Origin of the sequence: Mammaliicoccus sp. O-M54, from assembly GCF_022386035.1 — a bacterium.
In the GTDB taxonomy this organism is placed as follows: domain Bacteria; phylum Bacillota; class Bacilli; order Staphylococcales; family Staphylococcaceae; genus Mammaliicoccus; species Mammaliicoccus sciuri_A.
Window position 1 is genome coordinate 183,565 of record NZ_JAJNJE010000004.1, and the last position, 23,956, is coordinate 207,520.

General features: G+C 30.4%; 25 protein-coding genes. 21 read left to right on the forward strand and 4 right to left on the reverse strand.

What is annotated here, in order from left to right; all coding sequences use genetic code 11:
* The 10 genes from truA (at nt 1) to LQ673_RS08800 (ending at nt 11,481) form a co-directional block, all read left to right on the forward strand.
* The gene (gene truA, locus LQ673_RS08755) at nt 1-804 is read left to right on the forward strand and encodes a tRNA pseudouridine(38-40) synthase TruA (RefSeq protein WP_239745037.1); all 804 of its coding nucleotides are present in this window, start codon (nt 1-3) and stop codon (nt 802-804) included.
* A 209-nt stretch (nt 805-1,013) separates the two neighbouring features.
* Nucleotides 1,014-1,451 (forward strand): 50S ribosomal protein L13, encoded by a 438-nt coding sequence (rplM, locus tag LQ673_RS08760; RefSeq protein WP_025906474.1) that lies wholly within the window; start codon nt 1,014-1,016, stop codon nt 1,449-1,451.
* Nucleotides 1,452-1,470: 19 nt separating this feature from the next.
* Complete coding sequence (gene rpsI / locus LQ673_RS08765; RefSeq protein ID WP_025906473.1) at nt 1,471-1,863, forward strand: 30S ribosomal protein S9; 393 nt, start codon at nt 1,471-1,473, stop codon at nt 1,861-1,863.
* A 220-nt stretch (nt 1,864-2,083) separates the two neighbouring features.
* Nucleotides 2,084-2,911, forward strand: coding sequence for an RCC1 domain-containing protein (locus LQ673_RS08770; protein ID WP_191836483.1), 828 nt, complete (start codon nt 2,084-2,086; stop codon nt 2,909-2,911).
* 154 nt (nt 2,912-3,065) lie between these two features.
* Nucleotides 3,066-4,646: an ATP-binding cassette domain-containing protein gene (locus LQ673_RS08775; protein WP_191836482.1), complete on the forward strand. Its 1,581-nt coding sequence runs from the start codon at nt 3,066-3,068 to the stop codon at nt 4,644-4,646.
* Between the two features lie 293 nt (nt 4,647-4,939).
* Nucleotides 4,940-6,193: a hypothetical protein gene (locus LQ673_RS08780; protein ID WP_191836481.1), complete on the forward strand. Its 1,254-nt coding sequence runs from the start codon at nt 4,940-4,942 to the stop codon at nt 6,191-6,193.
* 245 nt (nt 6,194-6,438) lie between these two features.
* Nucleotides 6,439-7,488 carry a PHP domain-containing protein gene (locus LQ673_RS08785; protein ID WP_191836480.1) on the forward strand — a complete coding sequence of 350 codons (1,050 nt, stop codon included), beginning with the start codon at nt 6,439-6,441 and terminating at the stop codon, nt 7,486-7,488.
* A gap of 81 nt (nt 7,489-7,569) precedes the next feature.
* Nucleotides 7,570-9,174 carry an AAA family ATPase gene (locus LQ673_RS08790; RefSeq protein ID WP_204171093.1) on the forward strand — a complete coding sequence of 535 codons (1,605 nt, stop codon included), beginning with the start codon at nt 7,570-7,572 and terminating at the stop codon, nt 9,172-9,174.
* Nucleotides 9,175-9,596: 422 nt separating this feature from the next.
* On the forward strand, nt 9,597-10,700 hold the full coding sequence (locus LQ673_RS08795; protein WP_191836474.1) for an ImmA/IrrE family metallo-endopeptidase: 1,104 nt from the start codon (nt 9,597-9,599) through the stop codon (nt 10,698-10,700).
* Between the two features lie 103 nt (nt 10,701-10,803).
* On the forward strand, nt 10,804-11,481 hold the full coding sequence (locus tag LQ673_RS08800; RefSeq protein ID WP_191836473.1) for a YjjG family noncanonical pyrimidine nucleotidase: 678 nt from the start codon (nt 10,804-10,806) through the stop codon (nt 11,479-11,481).
* A 38-nt stretch (nt 11,482-11,519) separates the two neighbouring features.
* On the opposite strand, the gene LQ673_RS14840 is transcribed toward LQ673_RS08800, so the two are convergent.
* Nucleotides 11,520-13,244 (reverse strand): ABC transporter ATP-binding protein, encoded by a 1,725-nt coding sequence (locus LQ673_RS14840; RefSeq protein WP_191836472.1) that lies wholly within the window; start codon nt 13,242-13,244, stop codon nt 11,520-11,522.
* 313 nt (nt 13,245-13,557) lie between these two features.
* On the opposite strand from LQ673_RS14840, the gene LQ673_RS08810 reads away from it, so the two are divergent.
* From LQ673_RS08810 to LQ673_RS08825, 4 genes are all read left to right on the forward strand, one after another.
* Complete coding sequence (locus LQ673_RS08810; protein ID WP_078354928.1) at nt 13,558-14,037, forward strand: hypothetical protein; 480 nt, start codon at nt 13,558-13,560, stop codon at nt 14,035-14,037.
* 10 nt (nt 14,038-14,047) lie between these two features.
* Nucleotides 14,048-14,257, forward strand: coding sequence for a helix-turn-helix domain-containing protein (locus LQ673_RS08815; protein WP_037589004.1), 210 nt, complete (start codon nt 14,048-14,050; stop codon nt 14,255-14,257).
* An 80-nt stretch (nt 14,258-14,337) separates the two neighbouring features.
* Nucleotides 14,338-14,709 carry a VOC family protein gene (locus LQ673_RS08820; RefSeq protein WP_025906454.1) on the forward strand — a complete coding sequence of 124 codons (372 nt, stop codon included), beginning with the start codon at nt 14,338-14,340 and terminating at the stop codon, nt 14,707-14,709.
* Between the two features lie 17 nt (nt 14,710-14,726).
* On the forward strand, nt 14,727-15,188 hold the full coding sequence (locus LQ673_RS08825) for a DinB family protein (RefSeq protein WP_126477234.1): 462 nt from the start codon (nt 14,727-14,729) through the stop codon (nt 15,186-15,188).
* Between the two features lie 23 nt (nt 15,189-15,211).
* On the opposite strand, the gene LQ673_RS08830 is transcribed toward LQ673_RS08825, so the two are convergent.
* The gene (locus LQ673_RS08830; RefSeq protein WP_167739975.1) at nt 15,212-15,355 is read right to left on the reverse strand and encodes a hypothetical protein; all 144 of its coding nucleotides are present in this window, start codon (nt 15,353-15,355) and stop codon (nt 15,212-15,214) included.
* A gap of 87 nt (nt 15,356-15,442) precedes the next feature.
* On the opposite strand from LQ673_RS08830, the gene LQ673_RS08835 reads away from it, so the two are divergent.
* The 3 genes from LQ673_RS08835 to LQ673_RS08845 are packed head-to-tail and all read left to right on the forward strand — an operon-like array spanning nt 15,443 to nt 17,129.
* Nucleotides 15,443-15,646 carry a DUF1272 domain-containing protein gene (locus LQ673_RS08835; RefSeq protein WP_037589002.1) on the forward strand — a complete coding sequence of 68 codons (204 nt, stop codon included), beginning with the start codon at nt 15,443-15,445 and terminating at the stop codon, nt 15,644-15,646.
* A 19-nt stretch (nt 15,647-15,665) separates the two neighbouring features.
* Entirely contained in the window at nt 15,666-16,106 is a 441-nt protein-coding gene (locus LQ673_RS08840; RefSeq protein WP_191836470.1) for a GNAT family N-acetyltransferase, read from the forward strand.
* Nucleotides 16,107-16,124: 18 nt separating this feature from the next.
* Entirely contained in the window at nt 16,125-17,129 is a 1,005-nt protein-coding gene (locus tag LQ673_RS08845) for a zinc-binding alcohol dehydrogenase family protein (RefSeq protein ID WP_191836469.1), read from the forward strand.
* Between the two features lie 162 nt (nt 17,130-17,291).
* Here the strand turns inward: LQ673_RS08845 and LQ673_RS08850 are convergent, their stop codons facing one another.
* Both LQ673_RS08850 and LQ673_RS08855 read right to left on the reverse strand, forming a co-directional pair.
* A complete protein-coding gene (locus tag LQ673_RS08850) occupies nt 17,292-18,728 on the reverse strand; it encodes a YhgE/Pip domain-containing protein (RefSeq protein WP_025906449.1) in 1,437 nt (478 codons plus the stop codon).
* A complete protein-coding gene (locus LQ673_RS08855; protein ID WP_025906446.1) occupies nt 18,721-19,179 on the reverse strand; it encodes a MarR family winged helix-turn-helix transcriptional regulator in 459 nt (152 codons plus the stop codon). Before LQ673_RS08855 ends, LQ673_RS08850 begins: the two co-directional genes overlap by 8 nt.
* A gap of 249 nt (nt 19,180-19,428) precedes the next feature.
* On the opposite strand from LQ673_RS08855, the gene LQ673_RS08860 reads away from it, so the two are divergent.
* The 4 genes from LQ673_RS08860 to LQ673_RS08875 are packed head-to-tail and all read left to right on the forward strand — an operon-like array spanning nt 19,429 to nt 23,943.
* The gene (locus tag LQ673_RS08860) at nt 19,429-20,529 is read left to right on the forward strand and encodes an ABC transporter ATP-binding protein (RefSeq protein ID WP_058611907.1); all 1,101 of its coding nucleotides are present in this window, start codon (nt 19,429-19,431) and stop codon (nt 20,527-20,529) included.
* Between the two features lie 41 nt (nt 20,530-20,570).
* Complete coding sequence (locus LQ673_RS08865; RefSeq protein WP_239705385.1) at nt 20,571-21,824, forward strand: extracellular solute-binding protein; 1,254 nt, start codon at nt 20,571-20,573, stop codon at nt 21,822-21,824.
* Nucleotides 21,825-21,832: 8 nt separating this feature from the next.
* Nucleotides 21,833-23,101 carry a sugar ABC transporter permease gene (locus LQ673_RS08870; protein WP_107609238.1) on the forward strand — a complete coding sequence of 423 codons (1,269 nt, stop codon included), beginning with the start codon at nt 21,833-21,835 and terminating at the stop codon, nt 23,099-23,101.
* Complete coding sequence (locus LQ673_RS08875) at nt 23,101-23,943, forward strand: sugar ABC transporter permease (protein WP_025906438.1); 843 nt, start codon at nt 23,101-23,103, stop codon at nt 23,941-23,943. The genes LQ673_RS08870 and LQ673_RS08875 overlap by 1 nt, the downstream gene beginning before the upstream one ends.
* The last annotated feature ends 13 nt before the right edge of the window (nt 23,944-23,956 follow it).

Consider the following 23,956-nt stretch of genomic DNA (forward strand, 5'->3'; position numbering starts at 1 on the left):
TTGAGAATGTTAGTGAAAATTTCATATCACGGTGGACAGTTTATGGGATTTCAAATTCAACATCATGAACGAACTGTGCAATATGAATTTGAGAGAATTCTAAAAAGAATGCATCAAACATTTGTAAGAATACATCCTTCAAGCAGAACTGATAAAGGCGTGCATGCAATAGAGCAGTATTTTCATTTTGATACACCATTAAATATTAAACCAGATAAATGGGAATATGCTTTTAATTCAGTATTGCCTAAAGATATACACGTACAAAGTGTAGAACAAATTGATGAAGATTTTCACTGTAGATATGATTGTGTCGGTAAGAAATATCGTTATAAAGTTTATATCGATCCAGAAAGACATGTATTTGAACATGACACAAAAGTACAACAAAAGAAACCCGTTGATATTGATTTGATGAATCAAGCTGCACAACATTTTATAGGTACACATGACTTTACAAGTTTCTGTTCACAAAAGACTGAAGTGCAAAATAAAGAACGTACCATTTATCAAAGTGAAGTCGTTGAAACAGATGACGGATTTGAATTTATCGTTACAGGATCAGGCTTTCTATATAATATGGTAAGAGTCATGGTCGCTTATTTAATACTCGTCGGTGAAGGGAAGAGAAGCGGTGATGATATTCATCAGCTTCTAGAAGAAAAAGATCGAAACAAAGTACCACATACAGCACCAGCACATGGGCTATATTTAGAAAAAATTTACTTAGATAAAGCAGAACTTATCAAAGAGTTCGGAAATGATATCAAAATATATAATAAAAAGTCTTCAGAAAATGTTTAAAACCAATTGACAAAAAGACAAATAAATTATATTATAGACAACGGTATTGTTTTATATCACCACCACGATAAGCCCCGGAATCTTATTGTGTTTTAAGATATAGAAGCAGGAATCAGACTAAGGAAATAAGATGTATATATGAAGCTTTGGTACAGGTTAATATATACATCTTAACCCAGAACTTTTTTAAAATTTAGGAGGACACTATAATGCGTCAAACATTTATGGCTAATGAAGCAAACATCGATCGCAAATGGTACGTTGTTGATGCTGAAGGACAAACGTTAGGTCGTTTATCATCAGAAATCGCATCAATCTTACGCGGTAAACATAAAGTAACTTACACACCACACGTTGATACAGGAGATAACGTTATCATCATTAACGCTGAAAAAATCTACTTATCAGGTAATAAAGAACAAGATAAAATTTACTACCGTCACTCAAATCACCCAGGTGGATTAAAATCAGTATCTGCTGGTGAATTAAAAGAGAAAAACCCAGTTCGTTTATTAGAAACATCTATCAAAGGTATGTTACCTAAGAGCAAACTTGGTGAAAAACAAGGTAAAAAATTATTCGTATATGCTGGTGCAGAGCATCCACATGCTGCACAACAACCTGAAAACTACGAGTTACGTGGTTAATTAAGAGGAGGATACTACATTGGCACAAGTTGAATATAAAGGCACAGGTCGTCGTAAACATTCAGTAGCACGTGTACGTTTAGTACCTGGTGAAGGTAACGTAACAATTAACAAACGTGACGTACGTGACTACTTACCATTTGAATCATTAATTTTAGATTTAAACCAACCATTTGATGTAACTGAAACAAAAGGTAACTACGATGTTTTAGTAAACGTTCAAGGTGGAGGTTTCACTGGACAAGCACAAGCTATCCGTCACGGAATTGCACGTGCATTGTTAGAAGCAGATCCAGAATACCGTGGATCATTAAAACGCGCTGGATTACTTACACGTGACCCACGTATGAAAGAACGTAAGAAACCTGGTCTTAAAGGTGCTCGTCGTTCACCACAATTCTCAAAACGTTAATATCCCAAAGTTGTTGCGAACTTGTTCGCTTACAAATTTGGTACGCAAATTGCATACGCAATTTGTGTTCAACAGAATATACGTTTCAACACTTCTCGAACAACTTCGAGGAGTGTTTTTTTATTTTATGGACTAGTTGTATTGAGTTTGTCATACTGATAGAAGTTATAATGGTTTCAAGTAAGTTTATTCTTAATAAAAGTTAAATTAAGGAGATATTATGAATGTAATGAGAGGTCAGTATAAACGTATTTCTGCAGGATCAAGACATGTGCTTATTCGTGAGAAGGATAATAAAGTAATAGCTAAAGGTAATAATAAAAATGGGCAATGTAATGTTGATTTATGGAGTAATATTAAACTACTTAGTGCTGGGAATGTACATAAAGCAAGAAATACTGGTAATACACATTCAGTAGGATTAATGCACAGTGGTTCAGTTATTGGAAGCGGGAATAATCAGCATGGACAAATTGACGTACATGATTGGCAAAATGTAATAGATATAGATTGTGGTTGGATGCATACAGTAGGTGTATTGAAAAATGGCAGCGTGCAAGCAATCGGGAGAAATACTGAAGGTCAATGTAATGTATCATCTTGGAATAATATCATTCAAGTTTCTGCTGGAGATTGGCATACATTAGGTTTATCTATAAATGGTTCAGTTGTTGGTGCTGGCAATAACACAAGAGGACAGATTAACGTTTCAGACTGGAACCATATAAAACAAATTTCAGCAGGATATCTACATTCATTAGGATTAAAACAAGATGGAACAGTTGTAGCAACAGGAGATAATAAATATGCTACTTGTGATATAGAAGATTGGAAGAATATCGTGTATCTTTCAGCAGGTAGTTATCATTCTGTAGGATTAACTCAATCAGGAAACGTAGTAGCAACCGGGAAGAATGATAATGGGCAATGTGATACAACTGAATGGGAAAATATCATTTGTGTAAGTGCAGGATCAGACTATACTATTGGTATGAATAAAGATGAAGAAATTTTAATAGCTGGAAATGATGAATGGATTAGCGTGTAATATAAATTGTATAACTTTAAAACACTTCTCGAACAACTTCGAGGAGTGTTTTTTTGTAAGTGGAAATTTAAATAACTAAAATGTGATGTAAATCATATTAGGAAAAACATTTTCTCTTTATAATATATTAATAATTTTTTTAAGGAGAAAGCCGATGATTAAAATATTATTACAAAGTAAGAAATTTATTTTAGTAACGGTATTAATGACTATCGTCACATCATTATTAACAGTTGCTATTCCTATACTCCTTACACAAGTATTCTATTCAAATTATAAGTTAAATACTAATGCACTCTATTTAGTCATTATATTCATGTTTATAACTTATATGTTACAAATATTTATGGTAATTATTAGAGAAAATTTTGCCTTAAGTTTCAATAAAAACTATGCTACTGATTTGTATAAAAAAGTATATGATATGAAATATGATGAAATTTTAAAAAAAGAACCAACATATCTTATTGATCGTGTTGGTCAGGTGGTTATCAGTTTATATTTTTTTGTAACAAAATCGTTAATTGGTACATTAAGCAATATCATCATATTAATAACGTGCTTAATAATAGTTTTTTATATCAATATTTATATAGCGATAACACTGCTTTTATTGATTCCATTAAACTATTTTGGCTATAAAATGATTAATACAAAACTTCAAGAAAAAAGTTTGCAAATGCAAAAAGAGACTTCTACAGGATATAAGGAAATTATCGCTGTTTATAAAAATATAGATATGATGAAACAAGAAAGCTATGATAGAATTGAAAATTTGATTTCTCCATCAATTGAAAGAATATACAAATCGATGGCTGAGGTTAATAAATTTGGTCAGAGTACTAGTTTAGTAATAGAGTTAATTAATACTTTTGTCCAAAATTTAACGTTTTTCATATTAGCATATCTAATCATAATTGGAGAAACAAAAGTAGAAGATTTAGTCATTATCAGTGTGATACTACCTATTTATTTCATATCATTGCAAGCTTTTACCAATGTAAATCTTGAATTACGAGATCTACTTGCTTCTAAAGAATTTTTGGATACAGAAGTTCAAAATAATCAAGAAGCCACAAGTGATTTAAAACTAGATACTATAAAATCAATAGCATTTAATAATCCTACAATAACAATAAATGAAAGAGAATTTAGATATCATTTTAGTGAAGAGTTTTATCATGGTGATATCGTTTTTCTTGAAGGGCATTCTGGTTCAGGAAAAAGTACGTTAATGAAGTCATTGCTAAACTTTAGAGAGAGTTCAGGAATTCGAATTAATAATATAAATGTATGTGATATTGAAAAAAATAGTTTGAGAGAAAAAATTCTTTATATTTCTCAAGATATGTCTATTCTTCCAATGGAATTAAAGCACAACATACTCTATGGTAAGAAAGATGACAATATAAATTGGGATACATTAAAAGAAAACATCATTCTAAAAAGTATTTTAAAAGATAAAGACATTGATGATACTGTCTATGAAGGTGGAACTAATTTTTCAGGTGGAGAAAAACAAAGATTGATGCTATCAAGAGTATTGCATGAAAAGGTAGACTGCATTATATTAGATGAAGCAACTAGTAACATTGATAAAGCATTAGAAAATGAGATCTTTAAATTTATAACAGAACGATATTCAGACAAAATTATTTTTATCATTTCCCACGATTTAGAAAACAAGAAGTATTGTAATAAAGTTATCGAATTGAATAATAATATTAATACCTAAATCTTCAACACTTCTCGAACAACTTTGAGGAGTGTTTTTTGTGATGATAAAGGTATCTGAAAGAAAATTTTTTATCTTAAAAGTTGTTGTAGTTTAAATCATCTGAACCAGTATAACAATATATATAATGAATGTATTTCTATCTGTAATATTTATACAGAAAATAGATTTTCAAAATTTAATGGGAATTACTTTAAATTATTAATTATTATAACTCATAAAAAAATAAAGAAAATTAACTGAATATTCTATATAATAATGATATATTATATAGAAAGTGAGAGGTGATTAATATGGTTATAGGATCAGTGAAAAAAATAGAAATTAACCCTCCCTTGGGTATTAATTTTATTGGTTATCATCGTGATAAACCTATTTTAGAAATTTTACATAATATATATGCTATTGTGCATTATATTAAAGATAGTAAAAAAGAGATGTTGTTTATATGTATAGATAATGTGGGCTTATTAAAAGAATTTAGCGATGAGATAAGGAATAGAATTTCTGAAGCTCATGATATTGAATTTAATAATATTATATTGAATTTCAGTCATACTCATTCTGGTCCAGCAACAGCAGATGGGAAACAAATTACCATTAAATATAATCAAGAGTTAATAAATAAATTATTAAAAGTTTCATTAGACTGCATAAAAAATGCTGAACCTATTGAGATTTCGTGGAACCTTGATCAAATAGAAATTTCTGATAACCGAAGAGAAATAATAAATGGTTTAGCCACTATGGGAGTAAGAAAGAATACATCAGTGGATAATAGAATCGGATATTTAAGTATTAGAAGCAAAGATAGTAAAGAAAATTTAGGATTATTGATATTTATGTCATCACATCCTAATATTTTGAAAAGTAATAGTTATGTCCTTTCCAATGATTATATAAGTGTCATAAGAAAAAGATTAGAAAGTAAACATGCTAATGTTTCTGTGGTACAGCTAGGTACAGGAAATTTAAATCCTAAATGGCGTGGTAATCGAAAAGATTTAAGTATTGTTGCTAAAAAAATAGAAGAGTCATTTAGTAGTCAAACACTTATTTATGAAGACGTAGAATCATTTAGAATCTTTAATAAAAAGTATGATATTGAGCTTATGAAGGCTCAAACGTTTATTCAAATAAAAGAACAAGCAAAATATGCATCTAATATCTGGAATTTAAATACAACAAAATGGGAATCTGAAATGCTGAAAAGAATTAATGAACCAATGTTCTTAGAATTTGAAATTAGTGGTTTCAAATTAAATGAGGGTATATTTATAGGTATTCCTTTTGAACCATTCTATGAAATGTCGCTAGAAGTCAAAGAATTGTTAGAAAATGATTTTAATTTTTTCGGTGGATATACTAATGGTTATTATGGTTATTTACCATATAAAACAGAATATCAGTATAGAGGTTACGAAGTAGATATTAATCCTGTTGTATATGGTCCACTAACAGGAATGTGGATGCCTGTATCAATTGAAGAGTCAAATAACGTGATTGTTAATACAATTAAATTAATAAAAGAAACTAATTTGATTTGAAATGTTATATGAATTAGAACAATTATGGATATCGAGTAGTAAATTAAATTTTTTTGTGGTGAAAGTAATTGTGAAGTCAGTTTTAATTTTTAATTCAGTAATTGAGATACTTTATATCTATAACAATAATTAACGAATATTTGTATAAAGTAAATCACTGTCATAAAAAGTGTTATTAACATAGTTAAAATGAAAAATAATATAAAGTAGTTTGTATATAAACCAATATGAAAGGGAGTAAGTAAATGGTCGGAAATAAATGGTATAAGTGTGATCTTCACATACACTCAACGGCAAGCAAATGTTTTCATGATAAATCAGTCACTGCAGAGCAATGGGTTGCAAAGTGTAAAGAAAAAGGACTGGATTGTGTTGCTTTGACTGATCACAATACGGGTGCTAATATCGATGAATATAAAGAAGTAGCCGAAAAAAATAATATTATATTGTTTCCTGGTGTTGAGTTAACCTGTGGAGAAAGTAAGACGCATTTATTAGTCTTATTTGATCGTAATTCTGGAACTACAGAGGTAGAAGATTTTATATTGAAAATGGAGATTGAAAGGGATAAGATGGCGTCATCAGATGCAAATTCACCAAAAACTGTTTTAGAGGTGATAAACTATGCTGAAAGACATGGATTAGTCGTTATTCCAGCCCATATTGATGAATATAACGGTCTATCAGGTTTAAGTTATGCTGTACGACAAGATGTCTTTAAAGCACCTAATATTTCATCTGTTCAAGTCGTACAAAAAGAATTCTTAGATATTTTGCAAGATAATCTTTCAGGTGAAGATGCAAAGAGAAAAATTGCTAGTGTTGGACAACGATATGGAAACGTTGGAGAGGATACTCTTGCAGAATGGTTAAAACCTGTACGAGAAGCAATAAATAATAATATTAATTTTTTGACGTTCTCAGATAACCCTCATGAAGAAGGGAATCCGAAGCATGGTTTGTGGGGAATAGGCCAAAGATATACATATATAAAAATGAAAGAAAATCCTGACTTATATTCGCTTAGAGATGCATTGATGCTTGGTAAAAGTAGAACTCAATCAGATTTTATTAATTCTAATAAAAATGATAGGAAGGTATCAATCAAAACACTTAGTTTTTCAGGCACTACTTTAAGTAGTAAGGAAGTTAAAGTAGATTTTAGTAATAATTTAACAACGATAATAGGTGGAAGAGGCACGGGAAAATCATGTATAACACGACTGTTATTTTATGTATTAGGTAAAGAAGATAAACTTAGAGATTATTCAGAAATATACGCTGACTATTCATAATTTTCTAAAATAGCAGATAATGAGTCAGGTGTATTTACTGAAAATACAAAAGTTGTTTTAGAAGTTTCTTATGAAGGATCAATGTATAAAATTATTAGAACACCTATATCACATCAGGTATTTTCAGTGGATTTTGAAAAAAATGAAGAACTTACTGACTTTAAACGTTTGGAAATGCTTTCGGAAAACATTAGCCTTTATATGCAAAAACATATTTATGAGATTTCGAAAAATCAAAAAAGCATTCTTGAATTGGTGGATACATTTAATTTTACAGAAATAGCTGAAATAAACGAGGAAATTAATAGTTTTAAAAGTGATATTCTGAAAATTAATATGGACAATGTTAAGCTTAAAGAAGAAGTAGATAAAAAACAAATTTTACAATTAGGAATTGAGGATTTAAAAAATAAAATATTAAAGTTAGGAACTGGACATAACAAGAAAGTGTTTGAAAAAAACAATCAAGAAACACAAAATAATAAAACTATAGATGACGATTTGACTCAATTTCGTAAAATTCCTGCACAATTGCAGAGTTTGATAGATCAAGTTTTTATACCCGCAAAAAAACTATCAGTTTCTTCTGAAATTGATGGATTTAGAAGTAATTTGTTAGATAAGATAAAATATGAAATTGATGGAATATCTGAACATATTCTAGAAATAACGAAAAATATCGATGAATATCAAAAAGAAATAAATAATTCAAATTGGCATAAAGAGTTTAAAAAAATTGATGAAGAGTTTAAGCAGATGAAAGATGAATTAGAACCGGGTGAACTCGAATCGATGGAAAACCTAGGTTTACTTCACGAGGAACTAAAAGTGAAAGAAAAACAATTAGAAAAAGTTATTGAAAAAGAAGATAAATTCAAGCAGAATAATAGAAAAATAGAAGAATTAAGCAAGCAAGTAGACTTAAGCCTTAAAAGATTAACTCAGGAAAGACGTAGGTTTTGTAAAGAGATATTCAAAGATATTGATGGAATAACCGCACAAATACAACCTAATAGAGATTTTTCATCTTATGTTGAGGAATTGAGAGTAATATTAGGCAAAGAAGATAGCTTTGGATCTGAATTTGATAGTCTTCTTCAAAAGTTAAAGGGGTCTGATTATTCTTACAAAGATGTCTATAAAGATATTAAAAAAATCAGATTAGGAGAAGAGAGTACTATTTTTACAAATAAAAAATTGATTAATTATTTTAATAAGTTATCAAACACTCAATTATCTGAAGTTCAGGTTTTAACTCCAAATGATTTGATAACTATAACAATTGAAATAAACAAAAAAAAGATTAGTCTATCTAATGCGTCAGCAGGACAAAAGACATCAGCAATTTTATCAATGATACTTGCACATGGAGATTCAGTACTAGTACTTGATCAACCAGAAGATGATTTAGATAGTCAATTGATTAATAATTTAATAGTTAAGAGTATATTAAAACGTAAAGAAAATCGTCAAATAATAATTGTTACCCATAATGCTAATATTCCAGTAAATGGAGATTCAGAATGGTTAATTTGTATGGGTGATTTGAAAGAAGTTATGCCAGATCTTTATGGTTCGGTAGATGAGCCTACAGTTAAAAATCGAATCTGTAAAGTTATGGAAGGTGGAGAAGATGCATTTAATCACCGTGCAGTCAGATATGGTTTTAAACAGAATATGAAATAATATATGATGAAAAAATAACGTAGTGAAAGTTGCAAAAAGAATTTCTAATTTTTGTATAGTTATTACATATGAGGTGAAGAACATAACATTATAATAAAAATTAAATTCAAAGTATGACTAGTCTATTTTATAGTGTTAATTGGTGTTAACTTTGTCTAAATCAATGAGTTCCTATTATCGGATTAGCATCTTAATATTTTGTAATCATTGATATAAAAGAATTAATTTGTATTGTGTATTTTTCGTTTCAGCACATACAATTCTCAAAACGGTAATATATTTAGAATATATCATCGTTGCAACACTTCTCGAACAACTTCGAGGAGTGTTTTTTATATGTGGAAATATATGTGGTGGTATAATATATTTAATATAAATAGAGAACTTAATGCATTTAATGATAACTAAAGGGGGGGAACGTGATGAGTACAGAATTGGCAGTAAATAATAAAGTTCTATCTCGATACATTCATAATTCTAATACACCTATTGACGCTATAGCTAAACGCATTAAAAGTATAAATCTCATTCTCGATGGTAAGAAAAATCCTACTTTTAATCAGTTATCCACTATTTCAAAAATGATAAATGTACCAGTTGGCTTATTAATTTTAGATGATTATATTGAACCATATGAAGAAAAATTAGATTTTAGGACAATTAATTCATCTGATATTGAAGAGATGAGTAGTGAACTTAAAGATACGATTAAAGAAATGAGAGTTAAGCAAGATTTCTTGAAAGATGAAGTAGAAAATCATTTAGATTTTATAAACAAATTTAGTATCAATGATAATTATCAACATGTAGCTGAAGAGATTAGAAAATATTTAAATATAAATATTAATTACTTTGAAAATATCGATGATAATCCATTTACTTATTTCCGTAATAAAATAAGTCAGATTGGTGTTTTTATTTTCTTGAATGGTAAATATAAAGACAATACTCATAGAAATTTGAATATTAATGAATTCAGAGGATTTGTTTTAGCTGATCAAAAAGCACCTATTATTTTTATTAATCAAAAAGATTCTAAAAAAGGACAACTCTTCACACTTGTTCATGAACTTGTCCATTTATTTATAGGCTATGATGAAATATATAATATTAAAGAAATTAATCATAGTAAATTTGATAAAGTAGAAGCCTTTGTAAATAAAGTTACAGCTGAAATATTAGTACCAAGTAAAATATTTGAGACTATAGGTAATAAGCCGATAGATGAATTATTAAAAATATTTCCGGTTAGTGAATATGTCCTTATAAGAAGACAATACGATTTTAACTTTATTACGCATAATGAATATAAAGAACAGGTTAAAGTATTAGAAGAAAACTATCAAGAAATCAAAAATATTGATAGAAATAAAGGTGGAAACTACAGAAATAACTTGAACTTTAGGATGGATAAAAACTTTTTTAATTATGTTGAAAATGCAGTTAAGTCAGATAAAATTTCGTATACTGATGCTTTTAAAATATTAGGAGTAGGATATAAAGGTTATAAAATATTAGAGAACTAACTCTAAATAATGCATTACACTTCTCGAACAACTTCGAGGAGTGTTTTTTTAGGTAATGGTATAATATATTCCATAACCTTACAGACTAAAAGGGGATTTTTCGATGTATAAACATATTTTATTTGATTTGGACAATACTTTATTAGATTTTAATGCTGGTGAAAGGGAAGCGATTAGAGCGGTTTTTGAATCTGAGGGTATTGTGTTTAATGAATTGAATTTTAAGCAGTATCAGGATATTAATAAGCGTTTATGGTTAGAACTTGAGCAGGGCAAGGTTTCTAAGGATGAAGTGTTAACGACTCGCTTTAAGGAGTTTTTTGAGTCATTTGATTTAAATGTTGATGCGCGTGCTAAAGAGGCTATTTTTAGAAAGACGTTGAATGATAATCATGAGCTGGTTGATGGTGCGAAAGATATATTAAGTTATTTGAAAGAAGCGGGTTATCATCTTTATAGTGCTTCTAATGGTGTTTATGAAACTCAGATGAAACGCATGCATGATGCAGGTATTTTTGATTATTTTGATGATCATTTTATTTCAGAGAAAATTAGATTTGAAAAGCCTCATAAACAATTTTTTGATCATTGTTTAAATGTTATTAAAGATGATGATACGTCACATTATTTAATGATAGGAGATACGTTAACATCTGATATTGTTGGTGCAAATGAATATGGTATTGATTCATGTTACTTTGACCATCAAAATCTTGGTAACGGGGATATTGCGACGTATGTTATAAATCATTTAGAAGCGTTAAAGGATATATTGAAATAAGCTGAGACGTATTGTCTCAGCTTTTATAATGCTTATATTTAGTTCTCTTCGTTGATATACATTCTATAATAGAATCCTTGTTTGTCTATTAGTGTGTCGTGATTACCAGATTCTATAATGCCTTCTTTTGTTAGGACGTATATGTTATCTGCATTTCGAATTGTTGATAATCGATGGGCGATAACGATAGTTGTGCGATTGAGTGTCAGTTGTTCCAATGATTGTTGAACGACTTTCTCACTTAAATTATCTAAAGCACTTGTGGCTTCATCTAAGATGACAACTTCTGGGTTTTTTAGAAACATTCTTGCGATACTAAGTCTTTGCTTTTGTCCGCCAGAAAGTTTAGCACCTTTTTCACCAATTTGTGTGTGATAACCATTTGGCAGTTGTTGAATAAATTCATGTGCATTGGCTAATTTAGATGCATGAATGATTTCATCCATTGAAGCTTCAGGATTACCATATTTAATATTCTCGTAAACGGTACTTGAGAATATATAGACATCTTGTTGAACGATACCTATTTTTTGTCTAAGTTCTTCAAGAGGGATCGTTCTAATATCTTGATGATTAATCGTTATGGATCCTGATGTGACATCGTAAAATCTTGGTAGCAGATTGGCGATGGTTGATTTACCTGAACCTGATGGGCCAACTATCGCAATATATGCACCGGGTTCGATTGTTAAATTTAAATTATGGATAATATATTCTTGGTCATATTGAAAGTAAACATGATCAAATTGAATAGCACCATTTGAATGTTGTGTTTGTTGTTGGTGAGTATTCTCTGAAGTTATATCCGGTTTAAGTTGCATTAATTTAAAGAAGCGGTTAAAACCTGAAATACCTTCATTATATTGAACAGACAGCTTAACAAGTACTTCTATAGGTGTTGCGATATTACCTACATAAAGTACAAATGCTAACAAATCCCCAATAGAAATTTCTTTTTTCATAATTAGTAATGCACCGAGTACAATGATGATGACAGGCATTGCTTGAATGATGGACCCTATAATCTCATTATATAGAGCTTCATATTTATGAACTTTCTTTTTGATTTCAATTGCTTTTTTATTAAGTGATTTATACTGATTACTTTCAAATGATTCATTCGTAAAAGATTTTGTAACTTTAATTCCTGATATCGTATTTTCTAAAAATCCATGAATTTCAGCATTGGTAGCTTTATCTTGTTCATAGATAGAAGAGAGCTTTTTGATGTAGTACCAATAAACCACAATCATAATAGGAATAAATAGCATCATCACAATTGTTAATTCTACATTGATATACAAGAGAATAATGACAGCACCTATAAAACGAATAATGTACATTAAGATATCTTCAGGACCGTGATGATATAACTCTGATAAGTTCTCAAGATCACCCGTTAATCTCGACATCAAACCACCTGTACTATTTCGGTCGAAAAAGTGATGAGGTTGGCTTTGAATATGTTCATATAACTCTTCGCTCATATCTTTCTCCATCTTTGCACCCATAACATGACCATAATAATCTATAAAAATATGGCACAAAAATTGAATCAATATGAGCAATACCATAGCAGCACCTAGTAAGTAAATTTCTTTAACATGCGCTACAGAGAAATGTTGAATTAAATTCTCTGTGATATAACGAATAATCAATGGTATTACAAGCGTTATAACCGTAACAAGTAATGAACAAATTAAAGTTAAACCGAAAATTCGTTTATAAGGTCTGTAGTATGATATGAATTTTTTAAATTTCACAATAATAGCTCCTTAAGTTTTATTGGTGTCGTTTACCAATAAACTTAATACATTTCACTTAAAGGTAAACGACCTCAGTGGCAGTAGTTAAAAGGATACGATTATTATTTTTTCTCATGGTAATCTTCCTCTCTAGTGTAAAATTACAGTAAAGACTGTTACTGAGAGTATAAGTTAAAATCCAATAAAACACAACGTGGATGAGAATTACTTGATATAACTCTTTTTTTATCGAAAAACAATAATTTTTATTGATAAACAATAAAAAAGGTGTTAAACTTTTATTGAAAAACGATAAAAGGGAGAGGTTTCGATGAGTAATATTAGTAATACTGAAAAACGTAGTTATTTGATTACATTAATAGCGATGATCATACATGCTTTGTTAGTGGTTGTTAATCTTGTGGTTTTCTTTAGAAAAGTACCTTTGAGTACTGCATTTGATATAAAGAGTGGCGTATTATACTACATGATATGTTTTATTATTCAAGCACTGTTGTTAATTGCTTTCTTTATATTTGTGTTGAGCTTTATAAAGAACATCAACAAAAAGGATTTCTTTAATTCAGGAAATTATAATAAAATATTCTTTTCTTCAATCATTATTATGGTATATGGTACATTAAACTCAATGAAGAGTTTAATTGGTGTTGACGTCACATATAAAGAATTATTAAGTACTACTCCTTATACAACGGTATTATTGCTGAGTATCTCTTTAATGATGTTAAACTTCTTAACAATTTATAATGAATCTGAATCAATGAAAGAAGAACATGATTTGACTGTTTAAGGGTGACAAGATGATAAAAATTAAATTAGATGAAATATTAAAAGAGAGGCATGTTTCTCTGACTGAACTTGCTCAAGAGGTAGATATTACGATCGCAAATTTATCTATTTTAAAGACTGGAAAAGCTAAAGCTGTTAGATTTAGTACACTAGAAGCAATATGTGAATACTTGGATTGTCAGCCTGGTGACATCATGGTTTATGAAAAGGATACAGAGTGAAATTAAACTTTGTTATTTTTGCACTTGAATCATATATAGCGTATTCTAAATGTAATAAATGAATGAAGGTGATATGTATGATTGAAAAGTTACATCAAGTCATGTTATATGTTGATGATCAAGAAAAGGCTGTTGAATTTTGGAAAGATGTAATGAACTTTGTTGTGAAGTCTGAAGACGAGTTGCCTGAAGGTTTCAAATCTGTAGAGATTGCACCTAGTGAAGATGCTGAAACGTCATTTGTATTATTCGATAAAGCTTTTATTGAAAAGTACAGTCCTGAAGTGAGTTTAGAAACACCTTCTTTAATGTTTAAAGCTTCGAATTTTGATGAATTATATAAGTCGTTAAAAGAACAAGGATTAACTGGTCATGATATTATAGAAATGCCTGAGGGTAGAGTATTTAATTTTCATGATAAACAAGGTAATTATTTTGCAATTACTGAGTAAAAACGGAGGGAATTGAAATGATAGAAACGCAGTTCCGAATTTCTTATAGTATGTTATCTGATGTTGTCAAAGATATAGATGAGAAACAAGCGGATTTTCAACTGGAGTTAGCGAACAATAATATTAAATGGCAACTTGGTCACGTAATTGTGGCAAATGAATCATTTGTCTTTGGTACAAGTGAAGAAGGTAATATACTCGGTGAAAAATTAGGTAAATCATTCTCACCAGGTACTTCACCACAAGATTTTACAGGTGTAGAACCAACTTTCCAAGAATTAAAAGGCATATTAAATCAACAACTAGAAAGAATATTAAATGCACTTGATGAACAAATGGACAAATCAAGAAAAGCACCGATAGCGAATATGGATACTTTTGCAGAAACAATTTCATTTGGCATATTGCATACGAATTATCATACTGGTCAAATTAAGTTGATGAAATCAATGTTAGATAAATTAGATCAAGGCGTATAAAAATATAGAGAGAAAAGAAACGATTATGTTTCTTTTCTCTCTTTTTCATTAGAACAGTCAAAGCATAATAATGTTTTGTCTTCTTGCACGACACCTTCTATAAAGCCACTATTACAATAAATATCTGTTTGGCATTTGGCACATTTACCTACGAATTCTTTTTCCATAGAATCACACCTTAAAATTCATTTTATGTACTTAAAAGTGATATGATAATTATGTATATACTAACATATTTTTATGGAGTGATAGAAATGGCTTTAGAGATGAAACCAAATTGCGAAAAATGCGGATATGAATTTCATAAGAAAAGTAATGCTTTTATATGTGTTCAAGAAACAACATACTGTAGAGAATGCGCTGAAAATTTATATTATGTATGTCCAGAATGTAATGGTGAACTAGTCGTTCGTCCGAAAGCAAAAGCTGATACTAAAACTGTAATGGGAGACCGTTAAGGATAAATGAGGTGATGGATTGAATATTCGAAGATTACAACTCAATGAGATAGAGAAAGTTGTTGCTGTATTTGATGACTATCGTGTTCATTTTGGACAACAATCAGATATAAAGATGACGTATGAATTTATATATAGAAATGTTTCTCGTGAAGATGCTGTTATATTTATAGCTGAAGCGAATGAGCAAGTGATAGGATTTGTACAGCTATACAAGATGTTGTCATCAATGAAAATGTCAAACCTACTTATTATTAATGATTTATTTTTAACAGCAGATGCGAGAGGTCAACGAATTGGTGAGCAATTAATGAACCAAGCATTTACTTATGGGAAAGAAAATGGATATGAGACAATATATTTAGAAACCGAAAAATCAAATAAAGCTGGTAATCGTTTATATCAAAAATTAGGCATGCAAATCGATGATGAACATAACTATTATCATAAACATTTATAAACAAGAGGTGACTTTTAGATGAAAGCAATTGGGTTTAGTAACAGTTTTGATTTGAGAGTATCAAATGAATTTGAAGAAAGAGATATACCAGTTCCAGAAGCTAAAGGCAGAAATATTTTAGTGAATGTGAAGGCTGCGAGTATAAATCCTATAGATACGAAATCAAGAAATACATCTGATGGGGAATTTAAAATATTAGGGTATGATGCAGTAGGTGTTGTAGAAGCGGTCGGAGAAGAAGTAGAATTATTCCACGTAGGTGATGAAGTATATTATTCTGGCACAAATACGAAACAAGGATCGAATGCAGAGTATCAATTAGTTGATGAACGACTTGTTAGCATTAAACCAGAACACTTATCTTACGTTGAATCAGCAGCTTTACCTTTAACAGCACTAACGTCATTTGAAGCATTATTAGAAGGACTAAATATTTCATCTAACCCTGAAGATAATAAAGATAAGAAGTTACTTATTATAAATGGTGCTGGTGGTGTAGGTTCTGTAGCTACTCAAATTGCGAAACATTTGGGGCTAACAGTTATCACGACAGCATCACGTAAAGAAACAAGAAGATGGTCAGAGAAAATGGGTGCTGACATCGTGCTCAATCATAAACACCATTTACCAGATGAATTAAGAGCACATAAAATTAATCAAGTAGATTATATTTTTAATACACATAGTAGCGATGCATACTTTAATGTAATGGCAGAAATGATTAAGCCAAGAGGAAAAATCGTAGCACTTGTTAATTTTATGGATAAAGTAGATTTAAATTTATTAAAAGATAAAAGTGTGACATTCTCATTTGAATTTATGTTCACTAGACCAAAATATGAAACAGACGACATGATCGCACATCACGAATATTTAAGAAAGTTAACATATTTATTAGATAGAGGTACGATTAAAACGACAGTAAATAAGACACTAAAAGGATTAAGCGTAGAAACAATTACAGAAGCACATCGTTTAATAGAAGAAGGAAAAAGTATTGGTAAAATAGTAATAGAATATTAAGTGTACTAATAGAGATTTCGTTACGAACACTTCTGGTCAAACTTGTTTATAACGGGTGCGTTAATTACAAAAGTCAGCCGAAATGTAACTAATGGCACCGCCACTACTTAAAATAAACTACAAAAAAGCACAACCTCACACGAGGTTGTGCTTTTCTACATCTTAATAGTCGTTTTCGTTTGCGATACGTCTTAAGTGTGGATATTTAGAACGTATTACATATACAAGTAATGTTAGTGCTGCGAATACAATTGCGATAAGTCCTATTATAAGCATTGATTGTCCATAAGTTACGTCGCTTGTGAAGTTAAAGATATTTTCTCTTAATGCTTTAATTACATAACTCATTGGAGAGAATGGGTGTAAGTCTTGGAAGAACTTACCTGATAATTCTATTGGGAATGTACCTTCACTTGATCCTAATTGTAAGATTAATAGTATAATCGCTAAGAATTTACCGATATTACCTAATACAACTGTTAGGAATGTCACAATCATATATGCTGCAATACTCCATAAGATAAGTGTTAAAGTGAAGTGTCCTGGATTGGCGATATCAATTTCAAATCCGTATAAACATAGTACCGCTAATGCTAATGCTGACCCTAAAGCTTGCATCATGAATATTGCAAACTTACTTAACCACCATTTGAATCCTGTAGAATCACCAATTCGTTTATCAATAGGGTAAACTGCTGAGAATGCAACTGCACCTACATATAAACTTAATGATAAGATATATGGCGCAAAGCTTTGACCATAGTTATTAACTTCTGTTAAATCATCTTCGTTTGATACGACTGGATTATTGATTGCTTTAACATTTTTATCTTCAAAGTATTTATCATCTGATTGTTTAATAGCTTTATCAATATTTGCTTTTAATTTATCGTTATTAGCTTGTAAATCACTTAAACCTTGAGATACTTTCATACTGCCTTGTAAAAGTTGTTGTCCTTCTGCACCAGCCATTGGAGCAAGTTGTTCTAATCCAGATTCAACTTGTTTATTACCATCAATGAGTTGAGATTCTGCATCTGACATTTGTCCAAGTGCTTTAGAAGTATCTTTATAACCATCTGTTAATTTATTCATACCTTTAAATGATTCTGAAATATATTTCTCACGAACAGATTCACTTAAATTATCTTCAACAGCTGTAATAGCTTTAGATGCGATTTGTGAACCAGTGTAACTATAACCAGGGTTCGTTTTAACATTTAAGTCGATTTTTTTAGGATTTTTATCTAACATAGAACCTGCATTTTTAGTCGTTTCAGCTGGTATTGAAATGACAGCATAAGATTCACCATGTTCTAAATGTTTGTCTGCAGTTTCTTGAGAAACAAATTCCCATTTAAATTTATCATTGTCTTTTAATTTATCTACTACGTCTTTACCGATGTCTGCCTTTTCACCATTGATTTTTCCACCATTATCGCTATTTACTACAGATATCTTTAATGAATCCGTCTTTCCGTATGGATCCCATAAAGAACCTACAAATACTGAACTATAAATAAGTGGAATAAGCATAATTGCTATTAGTGATACGAGTAGAAACTTATGTGTCCATAAATTTTTTATATCATCAAACATGATTAACATTGTCCTTTCCTGTTATAAGTTTATTAGCTTTCTCTAATTGTTTAACAAACGTTATAATTTCTTCGTCTGAAAAGTGAGAAGACAGTTTACGATTAAATGTTTCGTAAATAACATCTTCAGTACGCTTTACAAGTTCTAAACCTTTATCTGTTAGCAAAACAGATTTCTCTCTTTTATCTTCGCCTTGCTGAATAGCAATGAGGTCTAGATGCTTCAATTTATTAATTCTGTTTGATATAGCAGTCTTAAAGACACCTTGTTTAGAGGCAATAAAACTGTATGTGCATCTAGGAAAATCTTTAATAATTTTTAAAGTTTGATATTGTTCTTTAGAAACAACTTCATCTAACCCAGAATTATTTAAAATCTTTGCAACTTCACTGTGTATATTAATGATGGATTCTTGGAATAGGTTAAAAGCTTTTTTTAATTCTTCTTCCATGATTAGTACACCTCCTGTACTTAATACAAAGAGTATAGTACACCCTATGTACTATAATTGCAAGAGGTTTAACTCAAAAAAGATACAATCGTTTGCGTGTAAAGGCTTTCTTTTAAAAATAAATGGTTTATATTGTCGTGAATTATTAATGCAATCGTTTGCATAAAATTGTTGACTTTTTAACTTTTTACACATATGATAAATCTATATTAAATTTTGAAAGCGATTACAATTATGGAGGGTTTATCTATGGCTGAAATGAAATTAGAGAATATAAAGAAGACATACGACAAAGGTAATACTGTAGTACATGATTTTAACTTACATATTAAAGATAAAGAGTTTATTGTTTTCGTTGGTCCATCAGGGTGTGGAAAGTCAACAACTTTGAGAATGATCGCAGGATTAGAAGACATTACATCAGGAAATTTTTTTATTGATGATCGAAGAATGAATGATGTCGCACCGAAAGATAGAGATATCGCAATGGTCTTTCAAAATTATGCTTTATACCCACATATGACAGTCTATGACAATATGGCATTTGGACTTAAACTACGAAAAATGAATAAAAAAGAAATAGATAAAAGGGTTCAATACGCAGCTGAAATTCTTGGATTGAAGGAATATTTACCAAGAAAACCTAAAGCTTTATCAGGTGGTCAAAGACAAAGGGTTGCATTAGGTCGAGCAATTGTAAGGGATGCGAAAGTATTCTTAATGGACGAACCTTTATCTAATTTAGACGCGAAATTAAGAGTTCAAATGAGAACAGAAATATTAAAGTTGCATGAACGATTACAAACTACAACGATTTATGTCACACATGACCAAACAGAAGCTTTAACGATGGCAACACGTATTGTGGTCTTAAAAGATGGCGATATTATGCAAATAGGTACACCACGTGAAGTATATGATGCACCAGAAAATGAATTTGTTGCACAATTTATTGGATCACCAGCAATGAATATTTTTGACGCAAAAGTTAATAAAGACGAATTAGTGATTGGCAATCAAGTGATTAAATTAAATGAAAGTAAAGCACGCATGCTTAATCATAATGGCTATGATGGCAAGACGATACGATTCGGTATTCGACCAGAAGATATTCATGATGAACCTGTATTTATTAATGCTAATAAAGATGTAACTTTCAAGACTAAAGTACTTGTTAGTGAATTATTAGGTTCTGAAATTATGATTCATGGATTATTTAACGATGAAGAAATTTGTGCCAAGTTAGATGCTAGAACAGTCATTCATCCAAATGATGAAATTGAGCTCGCTTTAGATTTAAATAAATGTCACTTCTTTGATAAAGAAACTGGAGAGAAAATTAAAAATTAATTGATTGAGTGAATTAACAATTAATGAAAGAAGGGGATTAGATGAAACATTTACTAAAAATTTGCTCAATATTACTCGTGACATTATTGCTTGCAAGTTGTGGTCCTAATCGAACACAAGAAGATATTGATAAAGCACTGAATGATGATGAAAAAACAGCCAAACCTAAGTCACTTACGATGTGGGTAGATGGCGATAGACAAATGGCTTTTTATAAGAAAGTAACAGAAGTTTATACAAAAAAGACAGGTATTAAAGTCATTCTTAAAAATACAGCTCAAGATGACCAAGTAGATAACTTATCGCTTGATGGTCCTTCAGGTAATGGACCTGACTTATTCTTCCAACCGCATGACCGTGCAGGAGATGCTTATTTACAAGGATTAGCGGCAGAAATTGATTTTACAGATGAAGAATTAAAAGGTTATTCCAAAGAAGCATTACAAGCTTTAAATTATGAAGGTAAACAGTTAGCATTACCCGTTATCGTAGAATCAACGGCTGTTGTCTATAACAAGAAACTCGTTAAAACACCACCAAAGACGATGGATGATGTTGAAAAAATCGCAAAAGATGTAACGGACAAAGATAAAAAGCAATATGGATTTATGTTTGATGCAAAAAACTTCTACTTTAATTATCCATTTTTATTCTCACAAGGCGGATACATATTTAAAGAAGAAAAAGATGGATTTAATACAAATGATGTTGCTGTAAATGATCCATCTGTCGTGAAAAATGGAGAGAGATTACAATCTTGGTATGACAAAGGTTATATTACGAAGTCAGCTAATCAAGATGTTATTGTAGGACTGTTTAAAGAAGGTAAAGTAGGCATGTTTGTAACAGGTCCTTGGCAAACGAATGAGTTTAAAGAAGCACTTGGCGATGATTTCGGAACTGCAACTTTCCCAACTGATAATGGTAAAGAAATGAAACCATTCTTAGGGGTAAGAGGTTGGTTTATATCCGAATATAGCGAAGAGAAGTACTGGGCTAAAAACTTAATGCTGTATTTAACAAATAAAGATAATATGCAGAAATATACAGATGAAATGCAAGAAATTACAGGTCGTACAGACGTTTCTTCTAAAAATGAATTATTAAAGCCATATGAAGAACAAGCTCAAAATGCCATTCCAATGCCAAATATTCCAGAGATGAGTCAAGTATGGGATCCGATGGGAAATGCAGCGACATTTATGTCCAACGGTAAAGACCCTAAAGAAGCGCTTGATGAAGCGAAAAACGGTATTAATGAACAAGTAGAAATTATGAATGCATCTAAAAAATAAAAGAAGGTGTGAAAATGAGAAATCCAAAATTAGCTGCCATACTATCGATTATTCCAGGTATTGGCCAATTCTATAATAAAAGATATATAAAAGGTAGTATATTTATCGTATTTTTTATTAGTTTCATTTCAGTATTTTATCAATTTATGAATATTGGGTTCTGGGGATTATTCACTTTAGGTACAGTGCCTAAATTAGATGATTCAAGGGTTCTATTAGCACAAGGTATCATATCGTTATTATTAATTGCATTTGCGATCACTTTATATGTCGTGAATATTATAGATGCTTATCGTAATGCAGATCAATATAATAAAGGATTTGAAATTAAAGATCGTAAAGGTCGAATGACGGCGACATGGGATAAGACTTTCCCATATTTATTAATATCACCGGGTATCTTTTTATTAATCTTTGTTGTCGTATTTCCACTTTTATTCATGTGTTTTTTAGCTTTTACAAATTACAATTTATATAATGCACCACCTAGACATTTATTAGAATGGGTAGGATTTGATAACTTTAAGTCATTAGTTACAGTACCTATTTGGAAGACAACATTCTTTAACGTATTAACTTGGACGATTGTTTGGACTTTAGTAGCGACTACTTTACAAATCGCGTTAGCGTTATTACTCGCTATTATTGTTAATCATCCACTTATTAGATTTAAAAAGCTTATTAGAACAGTATTAATCTTACCTTGGGCAGTTCCATCGTTCGTGACAATATTAATCTTTGCGGCCATTTTTAATGATGATTTTGGTTCGATTAATAATGATATCCTACAACCATTATTCGGCATTGCACCAGCTTGGTTAAATGATCCATTCTGGGCAAAGGTTGCTTTAATCTTAATTCAAGTTTGGCTTGGATTCCCATTCGTATTTGCTTTATTCACTGGTGTTCTACAAAGTATTTCATCAGATTGGTATGAAGCGGCAGATATGGACGGCGCATCAAGTTGGCAAAAATTTAGAAATATTACGTTTCCACATATTTTATTTGCGACTGCACCATTATTAATTATGCAATACGCAGGAAACTTTAATAACTTTAATTTAATTTACTTATTTAATAAAGGTGGTCCACCTGTTTCTGGTCAGAATGCAGGTAGTACAGATATCTTAATTTCATGGGTTTATCGATTAACATTTGATATGCAAAATTATAATATGGCTGCAACGATTTCATTAATTATCGGTGTGTTTATTGCCATTATTGCATTCTTACAATTTAGAAAGACAAGTACTTTTAAAGATGAGGGGGATATTTAATGAATAAGAAGAATAAAAATATATTAAGAGCGATTATCATGTATGGCATTTTGATTATTATGTTTATTATCATTATTTATCCATTACTGTGGACTTTAGGGTTATCACTTAACTCAGGTTCCAATCTTTATGGTTCTTCTATGATACCGAAAGATGCATCTTTGAAAAATTATATTTATTTACTAACTGATCCATCAAGTGACTACCTTACTTGGTATAAGAATACTTTAATCGTGGCGACGGCTAATGCATTATTTTCAGTGATCTTTGTTGGTTTAACGTCATACGCATTTTCTAGATATCGTTTTGTCGGTAGAAAATATGGACTGATTGCATTTTTAATTTTACAAATGTTCCCGGTATTGATGGCAATGGTAGCAATTTATATCTTATTAAATACAATAGGCTTATTAGATTCACTATTCGGTCTTACGTTAATTTATATAGGTGGTTCCATTCCGATGAATGCTTTCTTAGTAAAAGGATATTTCGATACAATTCCTAAAGAATTAGATGAATCTGCTAAAATAGATGGTGCAGGACATATGAGAATATTTTTCACAATTATGTTACCGTTAGCTAAACCGATTCTAGCAGTTGTTGCATTATTTAATTTTATGGGACCATTTATGGACTTTATTTTGCCAAGAATTTTATTAAGAAGTCCTGAAAAATACACACTAGCAGTCGGATTATTTAATTTTATAAATGATAAATTCGGAAACAACTTTACAGTATTTGCTGCTGGGGCAATGATGATTGCAATTCCAATTTCTATCGTATTCTTATTATTACAAAGATACTTAGTGACTGGATTAACGGCAGGTGCTACAAAAGGATAATAAAGGAGTGATC

What these genes read in the sequence shown, in the direction of transcription:
- LQ673_RS08875 (WP_025906438.1), top strand. Translation starts at nt 23,101, where the DNA reads ATGAATAAGAAGAATAAAAATATATTAAGAGCGATTATCATGTATGGC.
- LQ673_RS08835 (WP_037589002.1), top strand. Translation starts at nt 15,443, where the DNA reads ATGGCTTTAGAGATGAAACCAAATTGCGAAAAATGCGGATATGAATTT.
- LQ673_RS08845 (WP_191836469.1), top strand. Translation starts at nt 16,125, where the DNA reads ATGAAAGCAATTGGGTTTAGTAACAGTTTTGATTTGAGAGTATCAAAT.
- LQ673_RS08790 (WP_204171093.1), top strand. Translation starts at nt 7,570, where the DNA reads ATGTATAAAATTATTAGAACACCTATATCACATCAGGTATTTTCAGTG.
- LQ673_RS08865 (WP_239705385.1), top strand. Translation starts at nt 20,571, where the DNA reads ATGAAACATTTACTAAAAATTTGCTCAATATTACTCGTGACATTATTG.
- LQ673_RS08855 (WP_025906446.1), bottom strand. Translation starts at nt 19,179, where the DNA reads ATGGAAGAAGAATTAAAAAAAGCTTTTAACCTATTCCAAGAATCCATC.
- LQ673_RS08825 (WP_126477234.1), top strand. Translation starts at nt 14,727, where the DNA reads ATGATAGAAACGCAGTTCCGAATTTCTTATAGTATGTTATCTGATGTT.
- LQ673_RS08815 (WP_037589004.1), top strand. Translation starts at nt 14,048, where the DNA reads ATGATAAAAATTAAATTAGATGAAATATTAAAAGAGAGGCATGTTTCT.
- LQ673_RS08800 (WP_191836473.1), top strand. Translation starts at nt 10,804, where the DNA reads ATGTATAAACATATTTTATTTGATTTGGACAATACTTTATTAGATTTT.
- LQ673_RS08860 (WP_058611907.1), top strand. Translation starts at nt 19,429, where the DNA reads ATGGCTGAAATGAAATTAGAGAATATAAAGAAGACATACGACAAAGGT.
- LQ673_RS08795 (WP_191836474.1), top strand. Translation starts at nt 9,597, where the DNA reads ATGAGTACAGAATTGGCAGTAAATAATAAAGTTCTATCTCGATACATT.
- LQ673_RS08780 (WP_191836481.1), top strand. Translation starts at nt 4,940, where the DNA reads ATGGTTATAGGATCAGTGAAAAAAATAGAAATTAACCCTCCCTTGGGT.
- LQ673_RS08830 (WP_167739975.1), bottom strand. Translation starts at nt 15,355, where the DNA reads ATGGAAAAAGAATTCGTAGGTAAATGTGCCAAATGCCAAACAGATATT.
- LQ673_RS08785 (WP_191836480.1), top strand. Translation starts at nt 6,439, where the DNA reads ATGGTCGGAAATAAATGGTATAAGTGTGATCTTCACATACACTCAACG.
- LQ673_RS08850 (WP_025906449.1), bottom strand. Translation starts at nt 18,728, where the DNA reads ATGTTTGATGATATAAAAAATTTATGGACACATAAGTTTCTACTCGTA.
- LQ673_RS08810 (WP_078354928.1), top strand. Translation starts at nt 13,558, where the DNA reads ATGAGTAATATTAGTAATACTGAAAAACGTAGTTATTTGATTACATTA.
- rplM (WP_025906474.1), top strand. Translation starts at nt 1,014, where the DNA reads ATGCGTCAAACATTTATGGCTAATGAAGCAAACATCGATCGCAAATGG.
- LQ673_RS08775 (WP_191836482.1), top strand. Translation starts at nt 3,066, where the DNA reads ATGATTAAAATATTATTACAAAGTAAGAAATTTATTTTAGTAACGGTA.
- LQ673_RS08770 (WP_191836483.1), top strand. Translation starts at nt 2,084, where the DNA reads ATGAATGTAATGAGAGGTCAGTATAAACGTATTTCTGCAGGATCAAGA.